Raw genomic sequence first — 23,932 nt, 5'->3', positions numbered from 1 at the left:
ACATCTTTTATAGAATAGGGGTCTTCTATGTCTATGTATAATAGAATTTAGGCTGAAATTGTGGATAGCAAATGATCATATACAAGTAGGACAAACTCAACAAGCCAACGCAGCGAATCACCCCCTACCAGATGATTTTGCTCAATGTTTGTTTTCCGACCCTCCTTATTATGATGCCATACCCTATGCCGACTTATCAGACTTCTTCTATGTTTGGCTAAAACGAACTTTACCCCTTTCCCTAAAAACATCTTTCACAGCGGAACTAACCCCTAAAGATGATGAGTGCATTGTGGATGAAGTCAAAGGCAAAGATAAAACTTACTTTGAACAGCAAATGCAAAAAGCAATGGCGGAAGGATGCCGATTTTTATCCCCAGAAGGAATAGCCGTCATTGTCTTTGCCCATAAATCAACATCAGGCTGGGAAGCCCAACTACAAGCAATGGTAAATGCAGGCTGGACCATGACAGGTTCCTGGCCCATAGATACAGAAATGGGTAGCAGACTCCGGGCCATGAACTCAGCCGCCCTTGCTTCATCTGTGCATATCGTTTGCCGTCCCCGGAACTCTGACGACATCGGCGACTGGCGGGATGTACTCCAAGAACTCCCCCAACGCATCCATTCATGGATGCCCAGACTAGAGTCAGAAGGCGTAGTTGGTGCAGATGCCATCTTCGCCTGTCTTGGCCCCGCTTTAGAAATCTTCTCCCGCTACTCCAGGGTCGAAAAAGCCTCCGGCGAACTTGTCACCCTCAAAGAATACCTAGAATACCTATGGGCAGCAGTCTCCAAAGAAGCATTAAGTATGATATTCTCCAGCGCTGATACCACCAGCTTTGAAGAAGATGCCCGCCTCACCGCCATGTGGTTATGGACACTTTCCACAGGTAACATTGACAACAACGACGACACCAGCGAAACCGAAACCGACGACAACGACGACGACGAAACCAGCAGCAAAACCATCAAAACCGGCGGTTACACCCTAGAATTTGACGCAGCCCGGAAAATAGCCCAAGGACTAGGCGCACATTTAGAACAACTTACCCGCTTAGTAGAAGTCAAAGGCAGCACCGCCAGACTTTTACCAGTATCAGAACGTACACAATATTTATTTGGGAAAGAAGAAGCCCAAACCCCCAGCAAAACCAAAGGTAAAGCCAAGGGCAAAAACAAAGAAGTTGAACAACTCAACTTATTCGCAGCCCTAGGTATCACCGAAGAAGAAGATAACACCGACTGGGGAGAAAAAACAGTACCCCACTTTGGGAATACTACATTAGACCGTATTCACCAAAGCATGATTTTATTTGCAGCCGGGCGCAGTGAAGCACTGAAACGCTTCCTTGTAGAAGAAGGTGCGGGAAATGACCAACGCTTTTGGGGACTTGCTCAAGCCCTCTCCGCATTGTACCCCACTGGCACAGATGAAAAACGCTGGGTGGATGGTGTACTAGCTCGCAAGAAGGGCCTGGGGTTATAATGATGCAAAATATCGCCTACCAGTGGCAAGCTAAATTCTGGCAAACCCTACAACAACCTGAAAATGCTGAACCTTTAAAACAAGCTGCCTTAAAAAGACAACTTGGTAAATGGACAACAGCTTTAACCACTACCGTTGTCTCAACTTCTACAGCAATAGGTTGGCAGTCTTCCGCCAAGGGACACCCACTAGGCTTGTTTCCCGTTTCCCCCAGTGAATATTTAGCTTTAGATGTCATGTCTTTCTCCCCTAGTGATACACGCTGGCGGTTTCCTATTGCCGTGATGGAATTAGAGAACAGTAGCGATATCAACCGCAGTGCCTACTCACTCTGGAAAGTGCTATGTGTGCGTGCAGCTTTAAGAATAGTCTTTTGCTACCGCCGCAGTGCAGAAGAACGTGCCTCCCTGCTCACTTTTCTACGCGATGAAGTGCTGCAAGCCATAAGTTTAGCAGACAGGATGAAACTCGACGGTGAAACCCTTGTGGTAGTAGGTAGTCGAGACGATTCTGCTACCTTTCCCTACGGCTTTTTTAAATGGTGGCAGTTGGAAACAAATACTGGAAAATTCGGCATACTTTAGCAGGTGAATCACTTATGGCAATTAAACCTTGGTACAAAATTGATGGCTTAACCCCCCGGGACGACTTACGTGAGGGTAAACCCTTAGATGCTTCCGAATTTGCTGTCCATCTTGACAAAGTAAGAGATAAAACTGCACCAGCCTACTACCAAGATCCAGAACAATTTTTTAATCGTACCTATCTCACCAAATATTTAACTGAATTTTCTGCCCAAGTTGTCCGTCGTCTCTCCGGTGAAAAAACAGAAACTTCTGCTGTGTTTAACTTGGCTACTCAGTTCGGTGGCGGTAAAACCCATGCCCTCACCTTACTTTATCACCTAGCTAAAGGTGGATCTACTGCTAATAATTGGACTGGTGTACAAAAGATTTTACAAAAAGCTGGGATTTCTTCAGTACCAGAAGCAGCAATAGCGGTGTTTGTGGGCACTGAATTTGATTCCCTCAAAGGACGTGGCGGTGATGATGGTACAAGCCTACGTAAAACTCCTTGGGGAGAAATTGCTTATCAACTAGGTGGTGAAGCTGCACTGTCTGTATTAGCACAGCACGAAGCAGAGTTTATTGAACCCAAGGGTGATGTAATTAAACAATTTCTACCCAAGGATAAACCCTGTCTGATATTAATGGATGAAATTATTAACTATGTTAGTACCTATCGTCCCAAGGGTTATCACAACAGTTTATACAATTTCATTCAGGCGTTATCAGAAACTGCTAGAGGTTTAGATAATGTGGTGTTAGTAGTTTCCATTCCCGCTTCAGAAATGGAATACACCTCAGCAGATGAAGGCGATGAACAACGGTTTAAGAAAATGCTGGATCGGGTGGGTAAACCTATCATGATGTCAGCTGAGGCGGAAACTTCGGAAATTATTCGCCGCCGTTTGTTTGAGTGGGATGCGGCGGCTGTGAATGCCGATGGTAGGATTATGTTACCAAAAGATGCGATCGCAACTTCCAACGAATACGCTGATTGGGTACTAGATCACCGCCAGCAGCTTCCCAGTTGGTTTCCTGTGGATAATCCCCGTGAAACCTTTTATGCTACCTATCCCTTTCACCCCTCAGTTTTATTAGTATTCGAGCGCAAATGGCAAAGTTTACCCCGCTTCCAACGCACCAGGGGAGTGTTGCGACTCCTAGCATTGTGGGTATCTAATGCCTACCAACAAGGATATCAAGGCGCACACCGAGATCCTTTAATTACTCTAGGTACTGCACCACTGGATGATCCACAATTTCGCGCCGCAGTTTTTGAACAGTTAGGAGAAGAACGTTTAGAAGGTGCTGTCACAACTGATATTTGCGGTAAAAAAGACTCCCATGCACTGCGTTTAGATGGGGAAGCTGATGACCGAATTAAAAAAGCGCGATTACACCGCAAAGTAACAACTACAATATTTTTTGAATCTAACGGTGGAGTTTTAAGTGCAGAATCCACCATCCCAGAAATTCGGTTAGCAGTGGCAGAACCATCTTTAGATATTGGCAATGTAGAAACTGTTTTAGAAACTCTGGCTACACACTGCTATTACCTAGCAATTGAAAAAAATAAATATTCCTTTAGTCTCTCACCCAACCTAAACAAAATTTTAGCAGACCGTCGCGCCAATATCCAATCATCCAGAATTACAGAACTAGTTAGAGCAGAAATTAAAAAAGTTTTTAGTTCTCACCCACAAATACAATTAATAGACTTTCCTAAAAGTTCTTCCGATATCCCTAATCAGCCTATTTTGAATTTAGTAATATTACCACCAGAAGATTCTCTCCAAGATAGTCAGACTTTAAAAAAAATAGAGTCTATGACCCGAGAATTTGGTACATCTAACAGAACATTTAAAAGTGGGATAATTTGGTCAATTGCTGATAGTGATACCAAGCTACGAGAAGAAGCCCGGAAAGTTCTGGCTTGGGAAGATATCCGTGACCAAGAAAAAGGATTAAATGATGACCAAAAACGTCAGCTAGAGGAAAATCTCAAAAAATCTCTGTCTAATTTAAAAGAAAGTGTTTGGAATGCTTATAAATTTGTAGCCTTACTCGGCAAAGATAACAAAATCCGTACCATTGATTTTGGTCAAATCAATTCCAGTCAGTGCGATAAGTTGGTAAATTTAATTATTCATCGCTTAAGCCACAGTGATGAACTTGTGCAAAACATTGTCCCTCGGTTTCTAGTGCGAAATTGGCCCCCAGCTTTTGAAGAATGGAGCACTAAAGCTGTGCGCGATGCCTTTTTCTCCTCCCCACTGTTTCCTAGATTGCTAAACAGTGAATGTGTAAAAACAGCCATCGCCCAGGGTGTTAAAGAAGGAACTTTAGCCTATGTTGGCAAAACCAGCAATAGTTATGAACCATTCCACTACCAATGTGCTTTAAAGCCGGGGGATGTAGAAATTTCTGAGGATATGTTCATTATTACCCAACACACAGCAGAAAGTTACCAAACAGCCCTAGACCCTGGGACTGAAAATCCCTCAACCCCCACACAAGCTGAGGTAACTAATAGTTACATTCTAGTTAATAATCACGGTAATTCTACAGCTGTGACTAATGTTCGGGAGAAAAACCCTCAACCCTACATTAGTAATAATATAAATAATGCTCATCAACCACAAGATGAACCCATGGAGGTAATACCCCCAGTGCCATTAGCAAGTTTATTGAAATGGCATAGTACAATTACGCCGCAAAAATGGATGAATTTTTACACAAAAGTGCTGACTAAATTCACTACTGACCAGGATGTAAAGTTGACATTAAAAGTAGAAATTATGGTGGAGGGAAAAATAGCTCCTCACAAAATTGAAGAAACTAAAGTTTCCCTAGCGGAATTGGGGCTGGATACTCATGTCGAAACTGATATATAGCCTTAGTAAGTTAGGTATTAGCAAGAAACAAACCATGGCCCTACCCCACTGAATTACACATCTCAAAAATGCAGTAATTGTAATGCAATTGATAAAAAATCTCTGTTAATTATGAACTACAGAAATCAATTAAAGACACATAGCCCAGATGATAGCTCACAATTGTTGGCCATTGTTTGAGATGTTTATTCTTCAACATTATTCTAAGTTTTTCATTGACAACAATAGTTACAGCAGTTTTCAAGTAAATAAAGTACAAACCTTAATATCATAAATCTTATGGGGTGGGCATCTTCCCCGCCCTTGTACCTACTCAGATAAAATGCCCTGTAACTAAATCTTCATGGATTTTAATTCTTCCTTCTTCTTCTTTTTTGTCTCCCAAGTGTAGCCCCATTATAACTCTCTATGTAAAAAACCTACCCCTGTAAGTCCCCTCCCCCAACGGACATCACCAAAACTTGCCAAGAACCAATTAATGGTTAATAAGGGTCTGAGGTAAAACGTCCCCCTTTGACGCTTCTGAGATAATAACCTCTGGTGGGTAGATTCCTTAAGTTAAAAGTGTCCCCACGGGGAACTCGCCAAATTTTGTAGTCGTAATAAGTCAGGGGAGTTCTAGCTCTGCAAACTTCTGGTGGATGGTCCCCTAGAACAAAATATGCTGCTCCTTTCCCCATCACTTTCGCCATACCAAATTTATCAATCACAAGGGATGTTTCTTCGCTAATAGCTATACCTAAAACGCTTTTTGATACCCCATCCTGAATTTGACGAGCAATAAAAGCCATTATGCGGCCCATTCTTTTGCGTCTATCAAAATGAGTGTCGATAATAGTCCCCCGCAAATGACTCCAAGGAAAAAAATTATAGGTGAAAGTAATGTCCTGGTAAGGATCTTCCAACGCTGCTCTCGTTTCAATTCCTTCTTCAGAAGAAGCACAAGCATCATAGATGTAATCACTTTGAATCATTGCTCCTGCACTGGTACCCCCAATGCCACCGCCTTTGGCATAAACTGATTCAATGGCAGTTTCTAATTTAGTGTTTTTCCAGCTGCGGATATATTGACATTGGTCGCCGCCAGCAAAAAAAATTACATCAGCATTTCTGACTTTTTCCAAAATCTCAGGTTTGTTTGCATCTTGCCGATTACTAATGACAAGAGTTTCCACATATTTCACCCCCTGCATATTATAAATTAACCGATTGTAATCATTACTACCATAGGTACGAAGAACAATCACATTAACCTTGGTCGTGTGGCTAGTAGATCCCCTCACTTCATGAATCATCCACTGAATGGCTTCTTCCACATCCAGACCGCCGCCGCCTAAAATGTGTACTGGTCCTGCTAAAGACTTAGGTAAAGGGGGAGGTAATTCTAGGGTTTTTTCTGAAAAGTCGGTTTTGAGGAATGCTGTGAGACGGGACATGATTTCGGCTCCCATCTTCATCAACATGGTTGCTACAGTCTTTAACCACTTGGTTATGCTTGGGAATACCTTTGTCATACTAAGCTGCTGGTGCAAACCACAATTATTGCTAACTGTCGCACCAAAAAGGGTGAAATTTCCAGCGTACAGGGGTTGTACTGTTTTTTTACCCCCAATAACCAAGGGTAATCTTTAATTCTCTGGGCTATTCTGGTGTTTTCACCCTATGACTAGGGTGTTTTAAAGCCAGACAACTTGCGATCGCTCTTGCACAACTCGCTGATATACCTTTTCTGTTTCCCTGGCTAATTTTGTCCAGTTGAACCGTTGCTCCAAATCGTTGTAGGCATTATCAATCAACCATTGGCCATAACCAGGATTTTGCAAAACCTGTAAAATTCCCCAAGCGAGAGAATCAGCATTATTTGCCTGGGTAACAATACCTGTTTTAGTGTGTTGCACTACTTCAGGAAACCCCCCTGTATCTGACACCACAACAGGAACCCGAGAGGCAAAACTTTCTAAAGCCACAATCCCAAAGGGTTCGTAAAGACTGGGAAACACAGCACAGTCAGCAATAGTTTGGAATTTATCCAAGTATGTGTCAGAGAGAAATCCTGTAAAATAACACTTGTGAGAAATTCCCAAACTCCTGGCTTGATGCTGGAAATGCTCAGTATTTCCACCACCAATAATGACAAATTTTACATTTTCTCCCATGAAGTTGAGAACTTGAGGGGCGGCATTAAGTAATACAGATATACCTTTTTCATAAGTCATGCGACCGACATAATAAACAATTTTTTCATGGTCTGCGGCAAATTGCCGACGGAAAGCTTGAGCATGAAAGCCTTGATTATGCTGTTTCTTTTCTGGTCGAATACCGTTGTAAATAACATCTATTTTGTCCCCAGGAGTTTGTAAGGCTTCTTCCACCTCTCGCCGCATATAATTTGTACAAACAATAATTCGCCAAGCGTTATAAGCCAGTAAATATTCTTTGTGATGAATATAACTTTGAATATCAGTCTTAATACCATTGTGTCGTCCGTATTCTGTGGCGTGGATGGTAGCAATCAGGGGGATTTTAAAGTTATGTTTTAACGCCATTGCTGCATCTCCCACCAACCAATCATGGGCATGAATTAAATCAAAAGTTTCTTCCTCCAAAATTAACTTACCACCTTGTTCTCCCATGCTCTGGTTGAGATTACTTACCCAATGAAAAAATTCATTACTATGTGGTACTGGTACCCGATGCACATTGATTCCTTCCACTATCTCATACATGGATGCCTGGCCAAACTCAGCAGTAATCAGGTGAATGTCATGTCCCAGCTTCACCAGTTCCGGGTATAGTTCCGCCACGTGACGAGAAATTCCGCCAACTATCCTGGGCGGGAACTCCCAACTCAGCACCAGTATTTTCATTGACTAAACTCCCCCATACCCTGTAAATATCTAAAAAACTACAAAGATGCTCACTGTAGTGATTATAGTGATTGTATTTACTACAGTTTTTGGATAGAGCCGATAAACCAAAATAACACAACCATAGAAAGAGGACAAAAGATTTTCCGCTTTTTAGGATAGTTTTAACAACATCAGCCTAAGTCCCCACCAATAGGAATGTTATGTGGGGATATAAGCCAGGTAATGACCATCCCATCTGCCCACAACATCAGCCGCTCTTTGGTTAGTGAGTGGATTATATGTGTTAACCTTCCCTGCTTCCATCCGTAGTAAAACCATGGGATTTTAACTTCAAAATTTGGATAATTTCAATGGTCATCATCAGCAGAAAGCAAGACTGGTTTTTGATACAGAGGTACTGTAAAGGTGACTGTTGAACCAAGTCCTTCACCGAGACTGTAAAAATGTACTTCACCCCCCATAGCCTCTATGAGCTTTTGGGATATTGCCAGTCCCAAACCTGTACCGCCGTACTGACGAGTGCGGGAACCATCCACCTGTGAGAATAATTGAAATAGTTTGTCTTGTTTATCTAGAGAAACACCAATACCCGTGTCAGCTACTCTCACCCTCACCATACCAGGGAATTGCTGCCCTTGAAATGTCGTCTTTTTTAAAACCAAATCAGCACTGACGGTAATGCCACCTTCCTCGGTAAATTTGATAGCATTATTCGCCAAATTGAGCATAACTTGTAACAATCGTTGGTAATTACCTTGGACAATTATTTCATCGGAGGTAGGAAGCATATGCATATGAAAGCTGAGATTTCTTGACTCTGCTTGGGGACGCATAAAATTTTCTACATCATGAAATAGTTCATTTACTTTAACTGGAGAACAAACTAACTCCATTTTGCCAGCTTCGATTTTGGCTATATCTAAAATATCGTTGATTATATGCAGCAGATGTATTGATAAATGATGGGCTTCAAAAAGAAACTGACGTTGTTCCTCAGGATCATCTGCCATACCCTCTAAAATCAGCTTCAAAAAGCCTATCATGCCATTGAGGGGAGTGCGAATTTCATGGGATACATTAGCCAGAAATTCGCTTTTCAGGCGGGAGGCTTCTTCGGCCTTTTGACGGGCTAGTTCTAGTTCTTTGTATAAAGTGGCATGAGCGATAGCTGTACCCACCTGATCAGCAAACTCCTTTGCTAATTCTAGTTCTGCTTTTGTCAGCGGCTCAAATTCATCTTTAAGACTAATGGCAATTACTCCGTTGGCTTGGTCTTGATGGCATGTGGCGACTACTAAAATTTTTTCCTGGGGGAACAGACTATACCCTGATACCTCCACCTCCATCACCATTGGTTCTAAAGTTGCCAATGCTTGAGCAAAAGCTGGCTCAGAACTTACATCTATTTCTAAGCCAAGCATGGAGTTACGTTTTGGGTGGTGATACTCTGCTATGACCCGGACTCTAGAACTACTAGGCTGGTAAGGACAGATAATGCAACGCTGTAGCCTTAGCGCTTTTCCCAAACTATCAACAGTTTGTTGCCAAATCACATCTAAATCTAATGTCCGCCGAATATTTTTGGTAATTTTATTCACCAGCCTTTGGTATTGTTGCCTTCGTCCTGGGTGACGTAGTAAACATAAAGCCGATTCTGGCTGTGTGAGTTTTTCTGGTGTTGCCTTAACTCCTTGTTTGTTAAGTTTAACTTGCAACAACCGTCCCATCACCAAAACTGTAGTAGCGGGGGTTCCTAGTGACGGCATCATCGGGCAAATTACCAGATCCAACTCGAACAACTCTTGGCGGTAGCTAAACCAGCATTGAAACTTTTCCGGGAGCAAATTATTTAAAATCCGGCGCAATCGTTCCAAATAAGCACCATTATCTACAGGGACAAAAATTTCTTCCTCATTGCACTCATTTACTATTTGCTTGGGGTTTAACCCCAACAATTCGCTATGCTGCCAATAAAATGTCAGGTAGCGTCCCGTCCCATCTTGGGTGTACACCAATTCGGAACCGACATTTGGCAGGGAGCCATCGGTTTCATTAGTGGTATATTCCAGATTTTGGGGAAATATGTTGGGCAATTGGGAGTTAGCACTAATAGTCATGAATCGAGTTGGATAGACAAATGGCAACTCAAAGTGGCTTGGCTAAAGCCGCTCAAAAAAATTGAAAATTGGCGGAAACCATTACAGCTTTGGCATTGTTACATTGAAGATTTTGGCGTTTTTTGATGGCTTTTTTTCATGTTCTATTTGCACCTTGTTAATCGACTAATTACTTACCAGTCATTAGTTGTTGAGATCCCATACCCCCGCCTGCGCTAGCTATGGTGGACATAAAAATTCATAACTAACGACTCGGTTTAAACCATATCCCCGGTGGGTGTGGTTAACTAAAGACTAAAAACTGGGTATCATCCTTTCGCCTCAATCATTCCATTCCCCACGGGGTGGAACAGGTATGCGACGGGGAGTGCGTGTCAGTTCGTCATCTCTAGGAACTTCACCTCGCAGCCATTGACGAATGGCCACTTCAATCACTTTACTGGGATCATTGGTTAAGTGCTGAATTTGTTCTACTAAATCCGGGTCGAGGCGAACAGCCATTTCTACCTTATCGGCTCGTCTTGGTTCCGGTTCGGTAGCTTTCTCTTTCATATTCATAGGTTTATATACTCAGAGATTTTTGCGTCTAAAGCTTTGTCCTGGATTGATTATTTACCATTCAGGTAAGTTGACTGACTATGGTTAAGGTGCAAGTTCACTGCACAATTACATAGGCTCCCAAACCCACACCAAACTAACAACATTTGGTTTTAAATGGTAAAGGTCATCAAACTCACTAGACAACAGATGCAGAATTGGTTTCCGTAAGTCAGTAGTTCTAGGCAGTTACAAAGTGTAACAATCCACGACATCTACATTATTTACTTACATATATTTATTGTACGCTTTTGATTGGTTAATCCCATCATGTAAAATAGACTTTATATAGATATTTTTTTTCTAAATCTAAAATCCCCGACTCCTGAACAAAAGCCAGCAAAGCCCGGTGGGGGTGGATGGCAGAGAAATTGTTAAGTCCATCTCTTGGGGGTGAAATCTCAAATCCCAAATCCATTAACTCTAATGCAACAGATCCTTGGCTAAGAAAGCATTAAAATATATAAAGTAAATTTCTTCTTTAACCTTGATTGCTGCTTCAGCAAAGATAGTTTATGACTGACGTTCCCGCAGATCGTATTCGCAATTTCTGTATTATTGCTCACATTGACCACGGGAAATCTACCCTCGCTGATCGCTTACTACAAGTCACTGGCACTGTGGATGAGCGCAAAATGAAGGAACAATTCCTTGACAACATGGATCTTGAACGGGAGCGCGGCATTACCATTAAGCTGCAAGCTGCCCGGATGAACTACAAGGCCAAAGATGGTCAGCAGTACGTATTGAATTTAATTGATACTCCTGGTCACGTAGACTTTTCCTATGAAGTGTCCCGCAGTCTGGTAGCTTGTGAAGGGGCGCTATTAGTAGTAGATGCCTCTCAAGGTGTAGAAGCCCAAACTTTAGCCAATCTTTATTTGGCTTTGGAACATGACTTAGAAATTATCCCGGTTTTAAACAAAATCGATTTGCCAGGGGCAGAACCAGAACGGGTAATTAGCGAAATCGAAGAAATTATCGGTTTAGATTGTAGCGGTGCTATTCTGGCTTCTGCTAAAGAGGGCATTGGCATTGATGAAATTTTAGCCGCAGTGGTAGAGCGCATACCACCACCAAAAAATACCATCAATGAACCCTTACGAGCATTGATTTTTGATAGCTATTACGACAGCTATCGGGGGGTTATCGTCTATTTTCGGGTCATGGATGGCAGTATTAAAAAAGGCGATCGCATTTATTTAATGGCATCTGGCAAAGAATACGTCATTGACGAGTTAGGGGTGCTTTCTCCCACAGAAATGCAAGTGGAAGAACTCCACGCCGGAGAAGTAGGCTACCTGGCAGCAGCAATTAAAACTGTGGCCGATGCCCGGGTAGGAGACACCGTTACCTTGTCTAAAGCCAAAGCCCTAGCCCCCCTACCTGGTTACACAGAAGCCAATCCAATGGTATTTTGTGGAATGTTCCCCATCGATGCTGACCAATTTGAAGACCTGCGGGAAGCTTTAGAAAAGCTGGGACTCAACGATGCAGCTTTACAATACGAACCAGAAACCTCTAGTGCCATGGGTTTTGGGTTCCGTTGTGGGTTCTTGGGGTTACTGCACATGGAAATTGTCCAGGAACGTTTAGAACGAGAGTATAACCTGGATTTAATTATTACAGCACCTTCTGTAGTTTATCGTGTAATTACTAACAAAGGTGAAGAACTGTTTATAGATAATCCCAGTCATTTACCAGCTCCCAACGAACGGGAAAAAATTGAAGAGCCCTACGTGCAAGTAGAAATGATTACACCAGAAACTTACGTAGGCACATTGATGGAATTGTCCCAAAATCGGCGTGGTATTTTCAAAGATATGAAATATCTCGCCCAAGGACGTACCACACTCACTTATGAGTTACCCTTGGCGGAAGTGGTCACCGACTTTTTTGATCAGATGAAGTCGCGATCGCGCGGTTATGCCAGTATGGAATATCATCTCATCGGCTACCGTGAAAATCCCTTGGTAAGGCTGGATATCATGATTAACGGTGATCCCGTTGATTCCCTAGCCATGATCGTTCACCGAGACAAAGCTTATAACGTCGGAAGGTCAATGGCGGAAAAACTCAAAGAACTCATTCCTCGCCATCAATTTAAAGTACCAATTCAAGCAGCAATCGGCAGTAAAATTATAGCCAGTGAACACATCCCAGCTTTGCGGAAAGACGTACTAGCTAAGTGTTATGGTGGTGACATCAGCCGCAAGAAAAAACTTTTACAAAAACAGGCAAAAGGTAAAAAGCGGATGAAAGCCGTCGGGACAGTGGATGTACCCCAAGAAGCTTTTATGGCAGTACTGCGTTTAGATCAAAGCTAAATATTGATTTCTCCCCGGCTGAAAAGTACGGGGATTTTCAATTATTGGGAGGAAGTGGGCTAAAGTGTTGTAGCCTAGGGGAACATAATTCACAATTTCGGTAGAAATAATTGGTAGAAATAAATTGGTCAACTCACCAACCCATGGGCTGATGATCAACCAGAATCTAAATAATACGTGAGATAATACGTGAGATAATGCCCGAGGAATTTTCCTGGGTGCATTGGTTCCTAGTCCTGTACTTCCTGAGTGTATTTGTCAACAAATATTAGCGAAAAAGTATCGTAATATATCTAAAATTGAGTTACCAAACTGTGAAATTAAAATTCCACTAGCCAAAGAGGTGTCAAACAATGGAACTGACAGTTGAAAATGTTGAATCAGTCTTAGATGAAATGCGCCCTTACCTAATGTCTGACGGGGGAAACGTGGAACTTGTAGAACTGGATGGGCCAATTGTGAAACTGCGGTTACAAGGTGCTTGTGGTTCTTGTCCCAGTTCTGCCATGACCTTGAGAATGGGTATTGAACGTCGCCTCAAGGAAATTATTCCTGAAATCGCTGAAATTGAGCAAGTAATCTAGCGATTAGGCTGATGGAGTGATGAGAAACAACGGGAATAAACACCCCATTTCCCATCCTCCATGTTTCATTCTCCATTTTCCATTTTCCATTATTCACCATGTCTTATCCCTTACACGTTGCTTTCATCTGGCATCAACACCAGCCGCTGTACAAGTCCCCTAACAGCGGCGTTTCCCTTTCTACCAGTCAGCACTACCACCTACCTTGGGTACGGTTGCATGGAACCAAAGATTATTTAGATTTAATATTAATTCTGGAAAAGTATCCGAAGTTACACCAAACCGTAAATTTAGTACCATCCCTAATATTACAACTGGAAGATTACATTGCAGGCACTGCCTTTGACCCCTACCTCACAGCTAGTTTGACCCCCGATGAACAAATAACTCAGGAACAACGAGAATTTATTGTCCAACACTTTTTTGATGCCAATCACCACACTTTAATTGACCCCCATCCCCGCTACGCTGAGTTATACTACCAAAGACAGGAAAAAGGGCAAGCCTGGTGTTTGGCTAATTGGCAATTGTCTGATTACAGCGACTTACTGGCTTGGCACAATTTGGCGTGGATTGACCCTCTATTTTGGGCAGACCCAGAAATTGCAGCTTGGTTAAAGCAAGGTCGAAATTTTACTTTAAGCCATCGCCAGCGCATATATGGGAAACAGCGGGAAATTCTCAGTCAGATTATTCCCCAACACCGGAAAATGCAAGCAGCCGGGCAGCTAGAAATCACCACCACCCCCTACACTCACCCAATTTTGCCCCTCCTGGCTGACACCAACTCTGGCCAAGTAGCAGTACCCGGAATAAAACTACCCCAGCGTCGGTTCCAATGGGTGGAAGATATTCCCCGGCACTTGAGTAAGGCCTGGGATTTATATACAGAGCGTTTTGGGCAAGAACCACGGGGTTTATGGCCTTCAGAACAATCAGTCAGCCCGGAAATTCTGCCATATATTATTAAACAAGGTTTTCAGTGGATTTGCTCAGATGAAGCGGTGCTGGGTTGGTCACTAAAACACTTTTTTCACCGGGATGGAGCCGGAAACGTCCAGCAACCAGAATTATTATACAGACCTTATCGCTTAGAAACTCCCGCAGGTGATTTGGCAATTGTCTTTCGAGACCACAGATTATCAGATTTGATTGGTTTTACCTACGGGTCAATGGCCCCAAAACAAGCAGCAGCGGAACTAGTAGGACATCTGCAAGCCATCGCCAAGATGCAAAGAGAAAGCCACAGCGAAACACCTTGGTTAGTCACCATTGCATTAGACGGGGAAAACTGTTGGGAATTTTATCCCCAAGACGGTAAACCTTTCTTAGAAGCGTTGTATCAAACCTTAAGCAACGAACCCCATCTCAAACTCGTTACCGTCTCAGAATTTCTCCAACAATTCCCCCCCACTGCAACTATACCCCAAGCACAGCTACATAGTGGTTCTTGGGTAGATGGTAATTTCACCACTTGGATTGGCGACCCAGTGAAAAATCGCGCTTGGGACTACCTAACCCACGCTCGAGAAACACTAGCTAAACATCCCGAAGCCACAGAAGAAAACAACCCACAAGCATGGGAAGCTTTATACGCCGCCGAAGGTTCCGATTGGTTCTGGTGGTTTGGCGAAGGTCATTCTTCCAATCAGGATGCTGTGTTCGACCAACTATTTCGAGAACACCTGTTGGGAATTTACAAAGCCTTAAATGAACCAGCACCTTTTTATCTCCACCAACCACTAGAAGTTCACGAAGCACGAACTGACCACAGGCCAGAAGGGTTTATTCATCCAGTCATTGATGGTAAAGGTGATGAACAAGACTGGGACAGAGCCGGACGTATAGAGATTGGTGGAGCCCGGGGAACTATGCACAACAACAGTGTGATTCAAAGACTTTGGTATGGGGTAGATCACCTCAATTTCTATCTGCGGGTGGACTTCAAAAATGGTGTCCTTGCACAACGAGATTTACCTGAAGAGTTGAACTTGTTGTGGTTCTATCCCCATAGGACAATGCACAATAGCTCTATTCCCATGGCAGATGTGCCAGATATTCCCCCACTTAATTACCTCTACCACCACCATTTGGAAATTAATTTACGTACCCAATCCATTCAGTTTCATGAAGCTGGAGAAAATTATCAATGGTATTCCCGCTTTAGCCGGGCCCAAGTCGCTTTAGACAATTGTTTAGAAGTTGCAGTACCCTGGGCTGATTTGCAAATTTCCCCAGACTATTCCCTGCACCTGGTTTTAGTCCTAGGGGATGAAGGACGTTTCCGCGACTATTTGCCAGAAAACGGGTTGATTCCCATTGATGTGCCGTGAATCTCACCATTGATGAGTTGATTTTTGCCGGAATTTGAGGGCTAAAGCCCTCAAATAATTAACGTACTTCTTTCAAGCTTTCCACTTGTTTAGTAAACATTTCCGTGAATAGACTCATAACTGAACGTTCTTCACGCACCTTAATATTAGCCACAATAGACATTCCTGACTGTAAGGAGATTTTTCTGCCTTGAATATCTAAATGTTGTTTATCTAAACCAATTCTGGCGGGAAATCTATAAAACTGATGTGTTTGGTCTGGTGGTAACGCGTCTGAGCCGATGCTAATTACTTTTCCTTTAATATCCCCAAATTGGCTAAAGGGAAAAGAGTCAATTCTTACATCCGTTGCCATTCCTTCTTCCACAAAGCCAATATCTTTATTTGTAATAAAAACCTCGGCAATAAATTTATCATCAGGTACAATTTGTAAGACCTTTTGACCAATATTTGCTACAAAACCAGGATATTTTGCTTGTAAGTCAAATATTGTTCCCGACACAGGAGCCCGTAGTTCTTGATATTGAAAGTTTAACTGAGCTTGAGAAATTTTACTATTTATATCTGCCAATCTTTGTTCATTGTCTAGAACAATTTTCATCAGCTGGCTATCAATTTCAGCAATACGTTTTTTGTGTTCAGCTATTTTTTCTAAGACATTTTTACTGGAACTAGCCAAGGAATTTTTCAGCTCTTCATCTCCTTGTTCAATTGCGAACTGTAAACGCTTTTCTTCTTCCTCTAATTGCTCTATGGTGGCTTTGAGAGTTTGCACCTCTTGTTGTTGATTAAGATACTGAAGCTGGGAAATACCACCTTCTTCTGCCAACACTTTGATTTTATCTAGAATACCTTTTTGGATAGCTAAACCAGATTTAGTATCATTCTTTCTGACTTTGATTTGAGCCAGTTCCTTTTTAGTTTGCTCTACTTGTAACCTGGCTGTAGCAGATCGGGAATCTAATTCTTTTTGAGCAAATTCTAGACGTTGTTGTTCATCAACTCCTAAAGCTGCACCCGTGTTAAAGTTTCTCAATTCAGCGCGTAACAATTCATTTTCTTTAACTAAAGCTATCCTATTTTTCAACAGAAACCCAGCATCTAATGGTAATTTACCGCGCAAAAATTCTAACTCACCTGCTGTTGTAGAGCTATTTGCCATTAACCGACGATAAGTTTGATTTTCTTCCATTAAGGCCGTGCGAATCTTTCTCAAAGCACCCAATTCAGCAACGGTAGCAACGGTTTCAAAAGTCAGCAGCAAATCTCCTGGCTTAACTTGTTCTCCATCTTTGACATGAACAAATTTGACTACTCCAGTCACAGGAGCTTGAATTTCTTTAACTGTCCCTTCAGGCTTGAGTTGACCTGTAGCAGGAACTACTTGCTCAATTTTGGCGAAATAAGCCCAAGTAATTCCAAAACAAGCCAGCCCTATTAAGGTCAGCATAATTGTGCGTGACCAAATTGGAGATTGGCGTAATATAACTGATTGTTCAAAATTAGTATACTCAGCATTTGCTAAAGCATGATTAGTAGCCTTAGTTGGAGATGTGAGCACTGATGAATCAGCGTTCACACCGTTGTTATGCTTACCGTTGCCATTGCCATTCAGTTGAATCATGGTAATTTGATAGGTTGGTGAAAAAATTGTGAATACAGCCCCAGTCAGATGTGTGAGAAGACTTTTGATAGTCACAGACCAAAGAAGCAACTGGATTTATTGAACTCTTTACTATGGAGTTACAAATTCACTTCCTGTTGCTGATAAAGATAAAAATAATGACCTTTAGCAGCCATTAATTCTTGATGGCTTCCTTGCTCTATAACCCTACCGTTATCCATGACGATAATCGTATCTGCATGACTCACAGTGTTGAGGCGGTGGGTAATAAAGAAAACTGTGTTACCTTCAAAGGCTTTAGCTAAATTTAAACAAACTTGTCGCTCGGTGGGATAATCTAGAGCGCTTGTTGCTTCGTCTAAAACTAATAATTTTGGTCGCTGTAAAATAGAACGAGCAATGGCAATTCTTTGTCTTTGTCCACCGGAAAGCCCAGCCCCCCGTTCTCCCACCCTTGTGTTGTAACCGTTGGGTAAGGACATAATAAAATCATGAGCCACTGCAACACGAGCTGCTGCAATAATTTCGTCAGTTGTCGCATCGGGGTTGGTGAGGGCAATATTTTCCTGAACAGTACCATCAAACAACAGCGTTTCTTGGGGAACTACACCCACTTGTCGTCGCAGAGAATAAAGTTCTACCTTGGCAATATCATAACCATCGATCAAGATTCTGCCAGACTCCACTTCGTACAGTCTCAGCAGTAACTTCATCATCGTACTTTTACCTGAACCACTTTCTCCGACAATGCCAACGAATTTTCCTGATGGAATATCGACATTCACACTAGAAAGTTGTAACGGTCCGTTGGTAGCAAATCGGAAGGAAACATTTTCAAATTTTACGCTTCCAGAAATGGCTGGTAAAGGAATATTTTCCCGGTCTATTTCTGCTTCTTGCGGTGTATCAACAATGTCGCTCAAGCGCTCTAGAGATAAAGCAGTTTCTTGGAAGTTTTGCCAGAGTTGAGCTAAACGCAATATTGGGCTAGTAACGTAACCAGAAATAATTCTAAAAGCAATTAATTCACCTAGGGTTAATTCTCCTTGTAGAACTAAATAAGAACCTAACCATAACACTAACAATGCACTGAGTTTGTTGAGAAAACTGCTAGTGGAATTGGCGAGGGTCGAGGTGATAACGGTTTTAAAACCAGCAGCCACATACCGAGCATAACGCTCTTGCCAAGAACAACGGGATTGCAATTCAATATTTTGCGCTTTCACTGTTTGAATACCCGACATTACCTCAACTAAATAAGATTGAGTGTGGGCATTGCGTTCAGCTTTGGTGCGTAGCTGTTTGCTAATAGTGGGAGAAGCAATTAAGGTGAGAATTACAAATATAGGAATCGTCCCTAAACCTACCAAGGTTAACTGCCAACTATAAAACAGCATGACGATAATATAAATTATCGAAAATATGGCATCTAATACCACTGTTAAGGCAGTACCAGTCAGAAACTGACGTATATTCTCTAATTCGTTGACGCGAGTGGCAAGTTCACCTACAGGTCGGCGTTCAAAATACCGCAGTGGTAGACGTAGTAAGTGATCAATAATTTGCGACCCCAAACCCATATCAATGCGGTTAGTGGTATCGACAAACAAGTAAGTTCTTAACGTAGTTAGTAGTGCTTCAAATATGCCTACTACTAATAGCAAAATACCTAAAACATTCAAGGTACTAATACTATTTTGAACTATAACTTTGTCGATAATTAACTGAATGACTAAGGGATTAGCTAGCTGGGCTAACTGGACGAAAAACGAAGCAATAAAAACTTCTATCAGAACTCGCTGATATCTGGAAAGGTAAGGAAGAAACCACTGTATACCAAAGCGTTCTTGAGGTGTTTCCTTAGTAGTCGTCAGCAACAAAACTTTTACCAGAGAAGGTAAATTGTTTTTATCAACATTTAATTGCTCTACAAATTGAGCAGGTTTGCAACGTATAATTCCTTGGGTTGGTACACCTGCAACAACGTGATGAGCGTCTATTTCATACAAAACAGCATAACTATCAAGATAATGAATTATTGCTGGTGTAGGAATGCGCGTAATTGCACCAACAGGTAAGTCTACTAGTTGGGATTTCAGTCCGATTAACTCGGCTACGTAAGCACAAGCCGGAAAAGATATACTACCTTGGCGTTTGAGTTGCTCATTTAAGATGCGACGAATCACCTCCCGACGAAAGGGGATGTGTAGGTGTCGCGAGAGCATTTGAAAACAGGCGAAAATGGTATTAATTTCCCCTTTACCGCCAACAAATGGGTAGTTTTGACGTTTTTTTCTACTTCTCTTTCTCTGTGGAGATGATTCGGACTGAGGAATTTCTTGCTCTTGGGCGTATGGAATCTCTACATTATCGGTGATGGATGGTTGGTCATTGTAAATGGGATTTTGTCCCTGATGACCATTTAAAAATGATAAGTCCCCAGGAAATAAACCAATCAAACGCGCGAGATTTTTACCCTTAACTTCCAGTCTGTCACCTAGTTCTAAACGCGAACCAGGAGAGAATTTGCTGACTGAACCACCACCACTGACAAACCAGATATTTTCACCATCTAGTTGGTTGACTGGGGTGATTCCTGGTTTTAGGTAATGTACTTGTGCTTTGGATAAAGCGTGTTGAACAACTTCTGTGAGATTAGAAACTGCGTTGGCTTGCTTTTCAATTTGTGAACTCAGAACATCAAACACCTCTATTAAATGACCCCGGTTGGAGCGCGCATTAGCAAAGTCTGGGTAGGAAGCCAGGAGGCGTAAGTACTCCGTTTTACTCAAGCTCAGACAGATAACTTCATTAGAAGCGATGGCAGTTTCACAGGCAATGTCCCGTAATATACTAATCTCACCCAGGATTTCCCCTGGATTCAACAATTTTAATGTGGTAGGTATTTGTGTTTGGGGATGATATCCCAACAAACGTACTTTTCCTTCGTAAATAATTGTAATTTGTTCGGGCAGTTTATCTTTGCCAATTATTTTCTGGCCTATACGGTAGCGCCAAGCTTGTAGTTTTTTGGAGATCTCAGTTATCTCTTCAGTGGGTAGCTCTTTAAACCCTTCTAAGTTGCTAATAAATGCTTGAAAGGAACTGTTAATATAAGTCATTCCCGGATAGGTATGTGTAAAAGTGTATCCACAACTACAACCTAAAAAAATAGGTTTATACTTTGACTATTATGCATTAACTGTCGCGTTTTCTAATTGTTGAACTAAGTTATTATGGGCTGCCATCTGTGCTTGTAGCCAATTATTAAAAAGTTCATTCAGCAACCTGTGACGTAAGGCGTTGTCTAACTGTACTAGCAACAACTTCTCTAGCCGGAGTATTACTATCCAGTTTTCTAATTGAGTTGGCGGTAATAGTTGCTGCGGCTGGCTAGTAGACAATAGTTTTGCCAAAACTGGATGGATGCTTTGCAATTCCACCGGGCCAACTAAGCCATTTGTTTGTGCCTCTGAGCCTTGAGAATACTCCCGTGCTAATTCGCCAAAACTTTGTTCTTCTGCTTGTAACCGGAAGTAAATTTCCTGAGCAATACCAATGTCATTAGTTCTGATCAAAGAATACACTACTCGATCTAATTGGGGTTTGCGCTGTGAAAAATAAGACTCTAAATCGTCTCCCCAGGTCAGGCGCTTGAATTTTTCGATTTTAAATTGGCGGATAGCTATGGCCGTAAATTTTTGCTCACTCATCTGATTTTGCTTAAGCCAGCGGTGACGCGCTTCATCAGAGGTGATTTGATAATGTTGGGCCAGTTGTTCACAAGCAACTTTCCCCTCTTCTGCTGTACAAGAAATTGGAGCGATCGCTTGGTCGAGTACCATTTCTTTGATTAGCGCTGGCAACATTTGGTATTCTTCCAGCAATTGCAAAATCTCTGCTGATGATAACTTTGTGAGATTAGTCGCAACTTGTTGCCAAATATTGCCCGGTTGTATAACTGCTGTCATATCACTTTATTAACAAGTATTTTCAAAACCACGGTGTAGCAAGTAAGGACATTGTATTACTCATAGGTTATTGTTTGGTTAAATTTATCCACATGGCAGATGTATCATAACTCCCAACTTTAACACAACTATACAAGTATATATCAATACAGCAAATTTTTGGCAAATATAACCGCTTCTTTACATAGTACTAAGAGACTATTCATAAAGTAAATCTTTAGACAACGAAATCCTACTGATAACGGCACATATAGCCGCTTCACTCATTTCAGGGAGACCCTCATAATCCTTACTGAGACAATGGTACTGATTAAGCCAAGCAAAGTTCCATTAATGCGTAGGTAGCAAGTCCTCACGGTGAGGAATTTGCTGCACTCACAACCTATGACAGTTCTTCTGTGGACTGTTTAAGAATTCCATGCCTTCTAGGCATGGGGAGTGTCAAGATATTAATTAACGTCTACCGAATACCTGTGTCCAGTAGATTTTATGATCACCCCCCCCGAACATCACTGACACCAATATCCTTATAATTCGGATTCATAATATTTCTACAATTTAAGCCTTTATATAGGGTTTCTAACCCCCCTCAACAGTCAACAGTCAACAGTCAACCGTCAACAATCATAGAACTTATAATCAAATCAACCTATACTTAAACTTTTATGACTAAATGGTTTAACACCGCAGGCCCTTGTCAACTAGATATACACTACACCCTATCCACCAGTGAACGCTTACCAGAGTTAAAACGCCTGATTGAGCAGCGCAATTACTTTGTTATCCATGCACCCAGACAAACAGGTAAAACCACTGCCATGCTCGCCCTAGCACAGGAATTAACAGCCAGTGGTAAGTACACCGCCGTCATGGTATCCGCAGAGGTAGGCTCTGCTTTTCCCCATCAGCCAGAAGTAGCAGAAAGAAGAATTTTAGATGCTTGGCAAGATGCTATTGACTTTTGGCTACCAACAGAATTACAACCACCTTTTTTAACTAATGGTAATCCACCTCAACGTATTGGCTCTTTCCTCAAATCTTGGGCAGAAACTTCTGTGCGCCCCCTAGTGGTGTTTATTGATGAAATTGACTCTCTGCAAAATCAAACTTTAATTACTGTCTTAAGGCAATTAAGGGATGGTTTCCCCCGTCGCCCCCAGGGTTTCCCCCAATGTGTAGCCTTAATTGGGATGCGGGATGTGAGAGATTATAAGGTATCCTCCGGCGGTACTGATAGATTAAATACCTCTAGCCCCTTTAACATCAAGGTAGAATCTATAACCTTAAGTAATTTTACTTTGGAAGATGTGACAAGTCTCTACCAACAACACACCGTAGCCACAGGGCAAATCTTTACCCCCCAAGCCATTAACCACGCCTACTATTTAACCCAAGGTCAACCTTGGTTAGTCAACGCCATCGCCCGTCAAGTTACAGAATATTTAGCAGAAGATGTAAATATCCCCATTACAGTAGACTTAATCAATGAAGCCAAAGATATACTAATTCAAAGGCAAGACACCCACTTAGATAGTTTAGCAGAACGACTGCGGGAAGATAGGGTAAAAGCAATTATTCAACCCATGTTAGCCGGTGAAGAATTACCAGATGTGCCTAATGATGATATTCGTTTTGTCCTAGATTTAGGATTGTGTCGCTATCATTCCATTAGAGGTTTAGAAATTGCCAACCCCATATATAGAGAAGTTTTACCTAAAGTTTTAGCCTATACATCCATTATGTCCCTAGGGGTGATTGAACCTCAATGGTTGAGTCCTAATGGTGAATTAATCCCAGAAAAATTATTAGACTTATTCTTAGACTTTTGGCGACAACATGGAGAACCATTATTTAAAAGTACCCCTTACCCAGAAATTGCTCCTCATTTAGTATTAATGGCATTTTTACACCGTGTGGTTAATGGTGGTGGTAGCTTAGAACGGGAATACACCATAGGCTCCGGGAGGATGGATATATGTCTGCGTTATGGGGATGTAGTGTTAGGGATGGAATTAAAGGTATGGAAACAAGGTAAAGCCGACCCCTTACCCCAAGGATTAACACAGCTAGATAAGTATTTATCAGGTTTAAATTTAGATACAGGATGGTTAATCATATTTGACCGTCGCCCTGATTTACCCCCCATTAGTGAGAGAACCACCACGGAAATAGCCTTAAGTCCCCAGTCCAGAAATATTACAGTCATTCGGGGGTAGATTTGGATTTGTTGACAGTTAACTGTTGACTGGGAAGATGTCAGACCATCAACACCCAGACAGACGGGGAATAAATTAACAGTCTGATAGCGAGTGGTAGGTTACATAATTTATAAACTTATATTCAACACCCAGTGGGATTCATGCGACTTTAGCTTTGAGCCATGGGTTAGAAACCCACGGCTCCCGGTGGTTGTAGCTCTTAAACCCTGACCCATCAACAGTCAACCGTCAACATTCAAAACATATCTATATTACAGTGCTGAACTGAGTTAAATGTGCTTGTATCTGGGTTAAGTCCCTGGTAGCATCAGGGGATATTGCACCGTCAATTAATCTCTCAC

14 protein-coding genes are annotated in these 23,932 nt (G+C 42.0%); 7 read left to right on the top strand and 7 right to left on the bottom strand.

Features of this window, described 5'->3' with window-relative positions; all coding sequences use genetic code 11:
• Positions 1-58 precede the first annotated feature (58 nt).
• Genes NWP25_RS10985 through NWP25_RS10975 form a run of 3 tightly spaced genes read left to right on the top strand, consistent with a single transcriptional unit; the run spans position 59 to position 4,949 of the window.
• On the top strand, positions 59-1,489 hold the full coding sequence (locus NWP25_RS10985; RefSeq protein ID WP_280699384.1) for a hypothetical protein: 1,431 nt from the start codon (positions 59-61) through the stop codon (positions 1,487-1,489).
• Entirely contained in the window at positions 1,489-2,073 is a 585-nt protein-coding gene (locus tag NWP25_RS10980) for a hypothetical protein (RefSeq protein WP_280699382.1), read from the top strand. Before NWP25_RS10985 ends, NWP25_RS10980 begins: the two co-directional genes overlap by 1 nt.
• Before the next feature lie 14 nt (positions 2,074-2,087).
• Positions 2,088-4,949 (top strand): ATP-binding protein, encoded by a 2,862-nt coding sequence (locus NWP25_RS10975; RefSeq protein WP_280699380.1) that lies wholly within the window; start codon positions 2,088-2,090, stop codon positions 4,947-4,949.
• Positions 4,950-5,431: 482 nt separating this feature from the next.
• On the opposite strand, the gene NWP25_RS10970 is transcribed toward NWP25_RS10975, so the two are convergent.
• The 4 genes from NWP25_RS10970 to NWP25_RS10955 form a co-directional block, all read right to left on the bottom strand.
• Positions 5,432-6,463: a cyanophycinase gene (locus NWP25_RS10970; RefSeq protein ID WP_280656503.1), complete on the bottom strand. Its 1,032-nt coding sequence runs from the start codon at positions 6,461-6,463 to the stop codon at positions 5,432-5,434.
• Between the two features lie 162 nt (positions 6,464-6,625).
• Positions 6,626-7,816 (bottom strand): glycosyltransferase family 4 protein, encoded by a 1,191-nt coding sequence (locus NWP25_RS10965; protein ID WP_280650396.1) that lies wholly within the window; start codon positions 7,814-7,816, stop codon positions 6,626-6,628.
• 350 nt (positions 7,817-8,166) lie between these two features.
• A complete protein-coding gene (locus NWP25_RS10960; RefSeq protein WP_280650395.1) occupies positions 8,167-9,936 on the bottom strand; it encodes an ATP-binding protein in 1,770 nt (589 codons plus the stop codon).
• Positions 9,937-10,257: 321 nt separating this feature from the next.
• Positions 10,258-10,494 (bottom strand): hypothetical protein, encoded by a 237-nt coding sequence (locus NWP25_RS10955; protein WP_280650394.1) that lies wholly within the window; start codon positions 10,492-10,494, stop codon positions 10,258-10,260.
• Between the two features lie 554 nt (positions 10,495-11,048).
• Between NWP25_RS10955 and lepA the strand changes: the two genes are divergently transcribed.
• From lepA to NWP25_RS10940, 3 genes are all read left to right on the top strand, one after another.
• The gene (gene lepA / locus NWP25_RS10950) at positions 11,049-12,860 is read left to right on the top strand and encodes a translation elongation factor 4 (protein WP_280650393.1); all 1,812 of its coding nucleotides are present in this window, start codon (positions 11,049-11,051) and stop codon (positions 12,858-12,860) included.
• Positions 12,861-13,213: 353 nt separating this feature from the next.
• Entirely contained in the window at positions 13,214-13,444 is a 231-nt protein-coding gene (locus NWP25_RS10945; protein WP_280650392.1) for a NifU family protein, read from the top strand.
• A gap of 98 nt (positions 13,445-13,542) precedes the next feature.
• The gene (locus NWP25_RS10940) at positions 13,543-15,777 is read left to right on the top strand and encodes a glycoside hydrolase (RefSeq protein WP_280650391.1); all 2,235 of its coding nucleotides are present in this window, start codon (positions 13,543-13,545) and stop codon (positions 15,775-15,777) included.
• 58 nt (positions 15,778-15,835) lie between these two features.
• Here the strand turns inward: NWP25_RS10940 and NWP25_RS10935 are convergent, their stop codons facing one another.
• From NWP25_RS10935 to NWP25_RS10925, 3 genes are all read right to left on the bottom strand, one after another.
• Positions 15,836-17,401, bottom strand: a complete 1,566-nt coding sequence (locus NWP25_RS10935; RefSeq protein WP_280650390.1) for an HlyD family efflux transporter periplasmic adaptor subunit — start codon at positions 17,399-17,401, stop codon at positions 15,836-15,838.
• Between the two features lie 119 nt (positions 17,402-17,520).
• Positions 17,521-20,523 carry a peptidase domain-containing ABC transporter gene (locus NWP25_RS10930; RefSeq protein ID WP_280699378.1) on the bottom strand — a complete coding sequence of 1,001 codons (3,003 nt, stop codon included), beginning with the start codon at positions 20,521-20,523 and terminating at the stop codon, positions 17,521-17,523.
• A gap of 69 nt (positions 20,524-20,592) precedes the next feature.
• Positions 20,593-21,372, bottom strand: coding sequence for a peptidylprolyl isomerase (locus NWP25_RS10925; RefSeq protein WP_280699377.1), 780 nt, complete (start codon positions 21,370-21,372; stop codon positions 20,593-20,595).
• Between the two features lie 665 nt (positions 21,373-22,037).
• Here NWP25_RS10925 and NWP25_RS10920 point away from each other — a divergent pair.
• On the top strand, positions 22,038-23,588 hold the full coding sequence (locus tag NWP25_RS10920; protein WP_280699375.1) for an AAA family ATPase: 1,551 nt from the start codon (positions 22,038-22,040) through the stop codon (positions 23,586-23,588).
• The last annotated feature ends 344 nt before the right edge of the window (positions 23,589-23,932 follow it).

The organism is Umezakia ovalisporum Ak1311 (assembly GCF_029891685.1).
Taxonomy (GTDB): domain Bacteria; phylum Cyanobacteriota; class Cyanobacteriia; order Cyanobacteriales; family Nostocaceae; genus Umezakia; species Umezakia ovalisporum.
Note: the sequence above shows the minus strand (reverse complement) of the source record. Positions and strands in the feature narration are given on the sequence as shown.

Bases quoted from the DNA above. Each gene is read 5' to 3' on its own strand.
- NWP25_RS10965 (WP_280650396.1), bottom strand. From the start codon at position 7,816: ATGAAAATACTGGTGCTGAGTTGGGAGTTCCCGCCCAGGATAGTTGGC.
- NWP25_RS10955 (WP_280650394.1), bottom strand. From the start codon at position 10,494: ATGAATATGAAAGAGAAAGCTACCGAACCGGAACCAAGACGAGCCGAT.
- NWP25_RS10935 (WP_280650390.1), bottom strand. From the start codon at position 17,401: ATGATTCAACTGAATGGCAATGGCAACGGTAAGCATAACAACGGTGTG.
- NWP25_RS10975 (WP_280699380.1), top strand. From the start codon at position 2,088: ATGGCAATTAAACCTTGGTACAAAATTGATGGCTTAACCCCCCGGGAC.
- lepA (WP_280650393.1), top strand. From the start codon at position 11,049: ATGACTGACGTTCCCGCAGATCGTATTCGCAATTTCTGTATTATTGCT.
- NWP25_RS10930 (WP_280699378.1), bottom strand. From the start codon at position 20,523: ATGACTTATATTAACAGTTCCTTTCAAGCATTTATTAGCAACTTAGAA.
- NWP25_RS10980 (WP_280699382.1), top strand. From the start codon at position 1,489: ATGATGCAAAATATCGCCTACCAGTGGCAAGCTAAATTCTGGCAAACC.
- NWP25_RS10940 (WP_280650391.1), top strand. From the start codon at position 13,543: ATGTCTTATCCCTTACACGTTGCTTTCATCTGGCATCAACACCAGCCG.
- NWP25_RS10920 (WP_280699375.1), top strand. From the start codon at position 22,038: ATGACTAAATGGTTTAACACCGCAGGCCCTTGTCAACTAGATATACAC.
- NWP25_RS10970 (WP_280656503.1), bottom strand. From the start codon at position 6,463: ATGACAAAGGTATTCCCAAGCATAACCAAGTGGTTAAAGACTGTAGCA.
- NWP25_RS10945 (WP_280650392.1), top strand. From the start codon at position 13,214: ATGGAACTGACAGTTGAAAATGTTGAATCAGTCTTAGATGAAATGCGC.
- NWP25_RS10960 (WP_280650395.1), bottom strand. From the start codon at position 9,936: ATGACTATTAGTGCTAACTCCCAATTGCCCAACATATTTCCCCAAAAT.
- NWP25_RS10925 (WP_280699377.1), bottom strand. From the start codon at position 21,372: ATGACAGCAGTTATACAACCGGGCAATATTTGGCAACAAGTTGCGACT.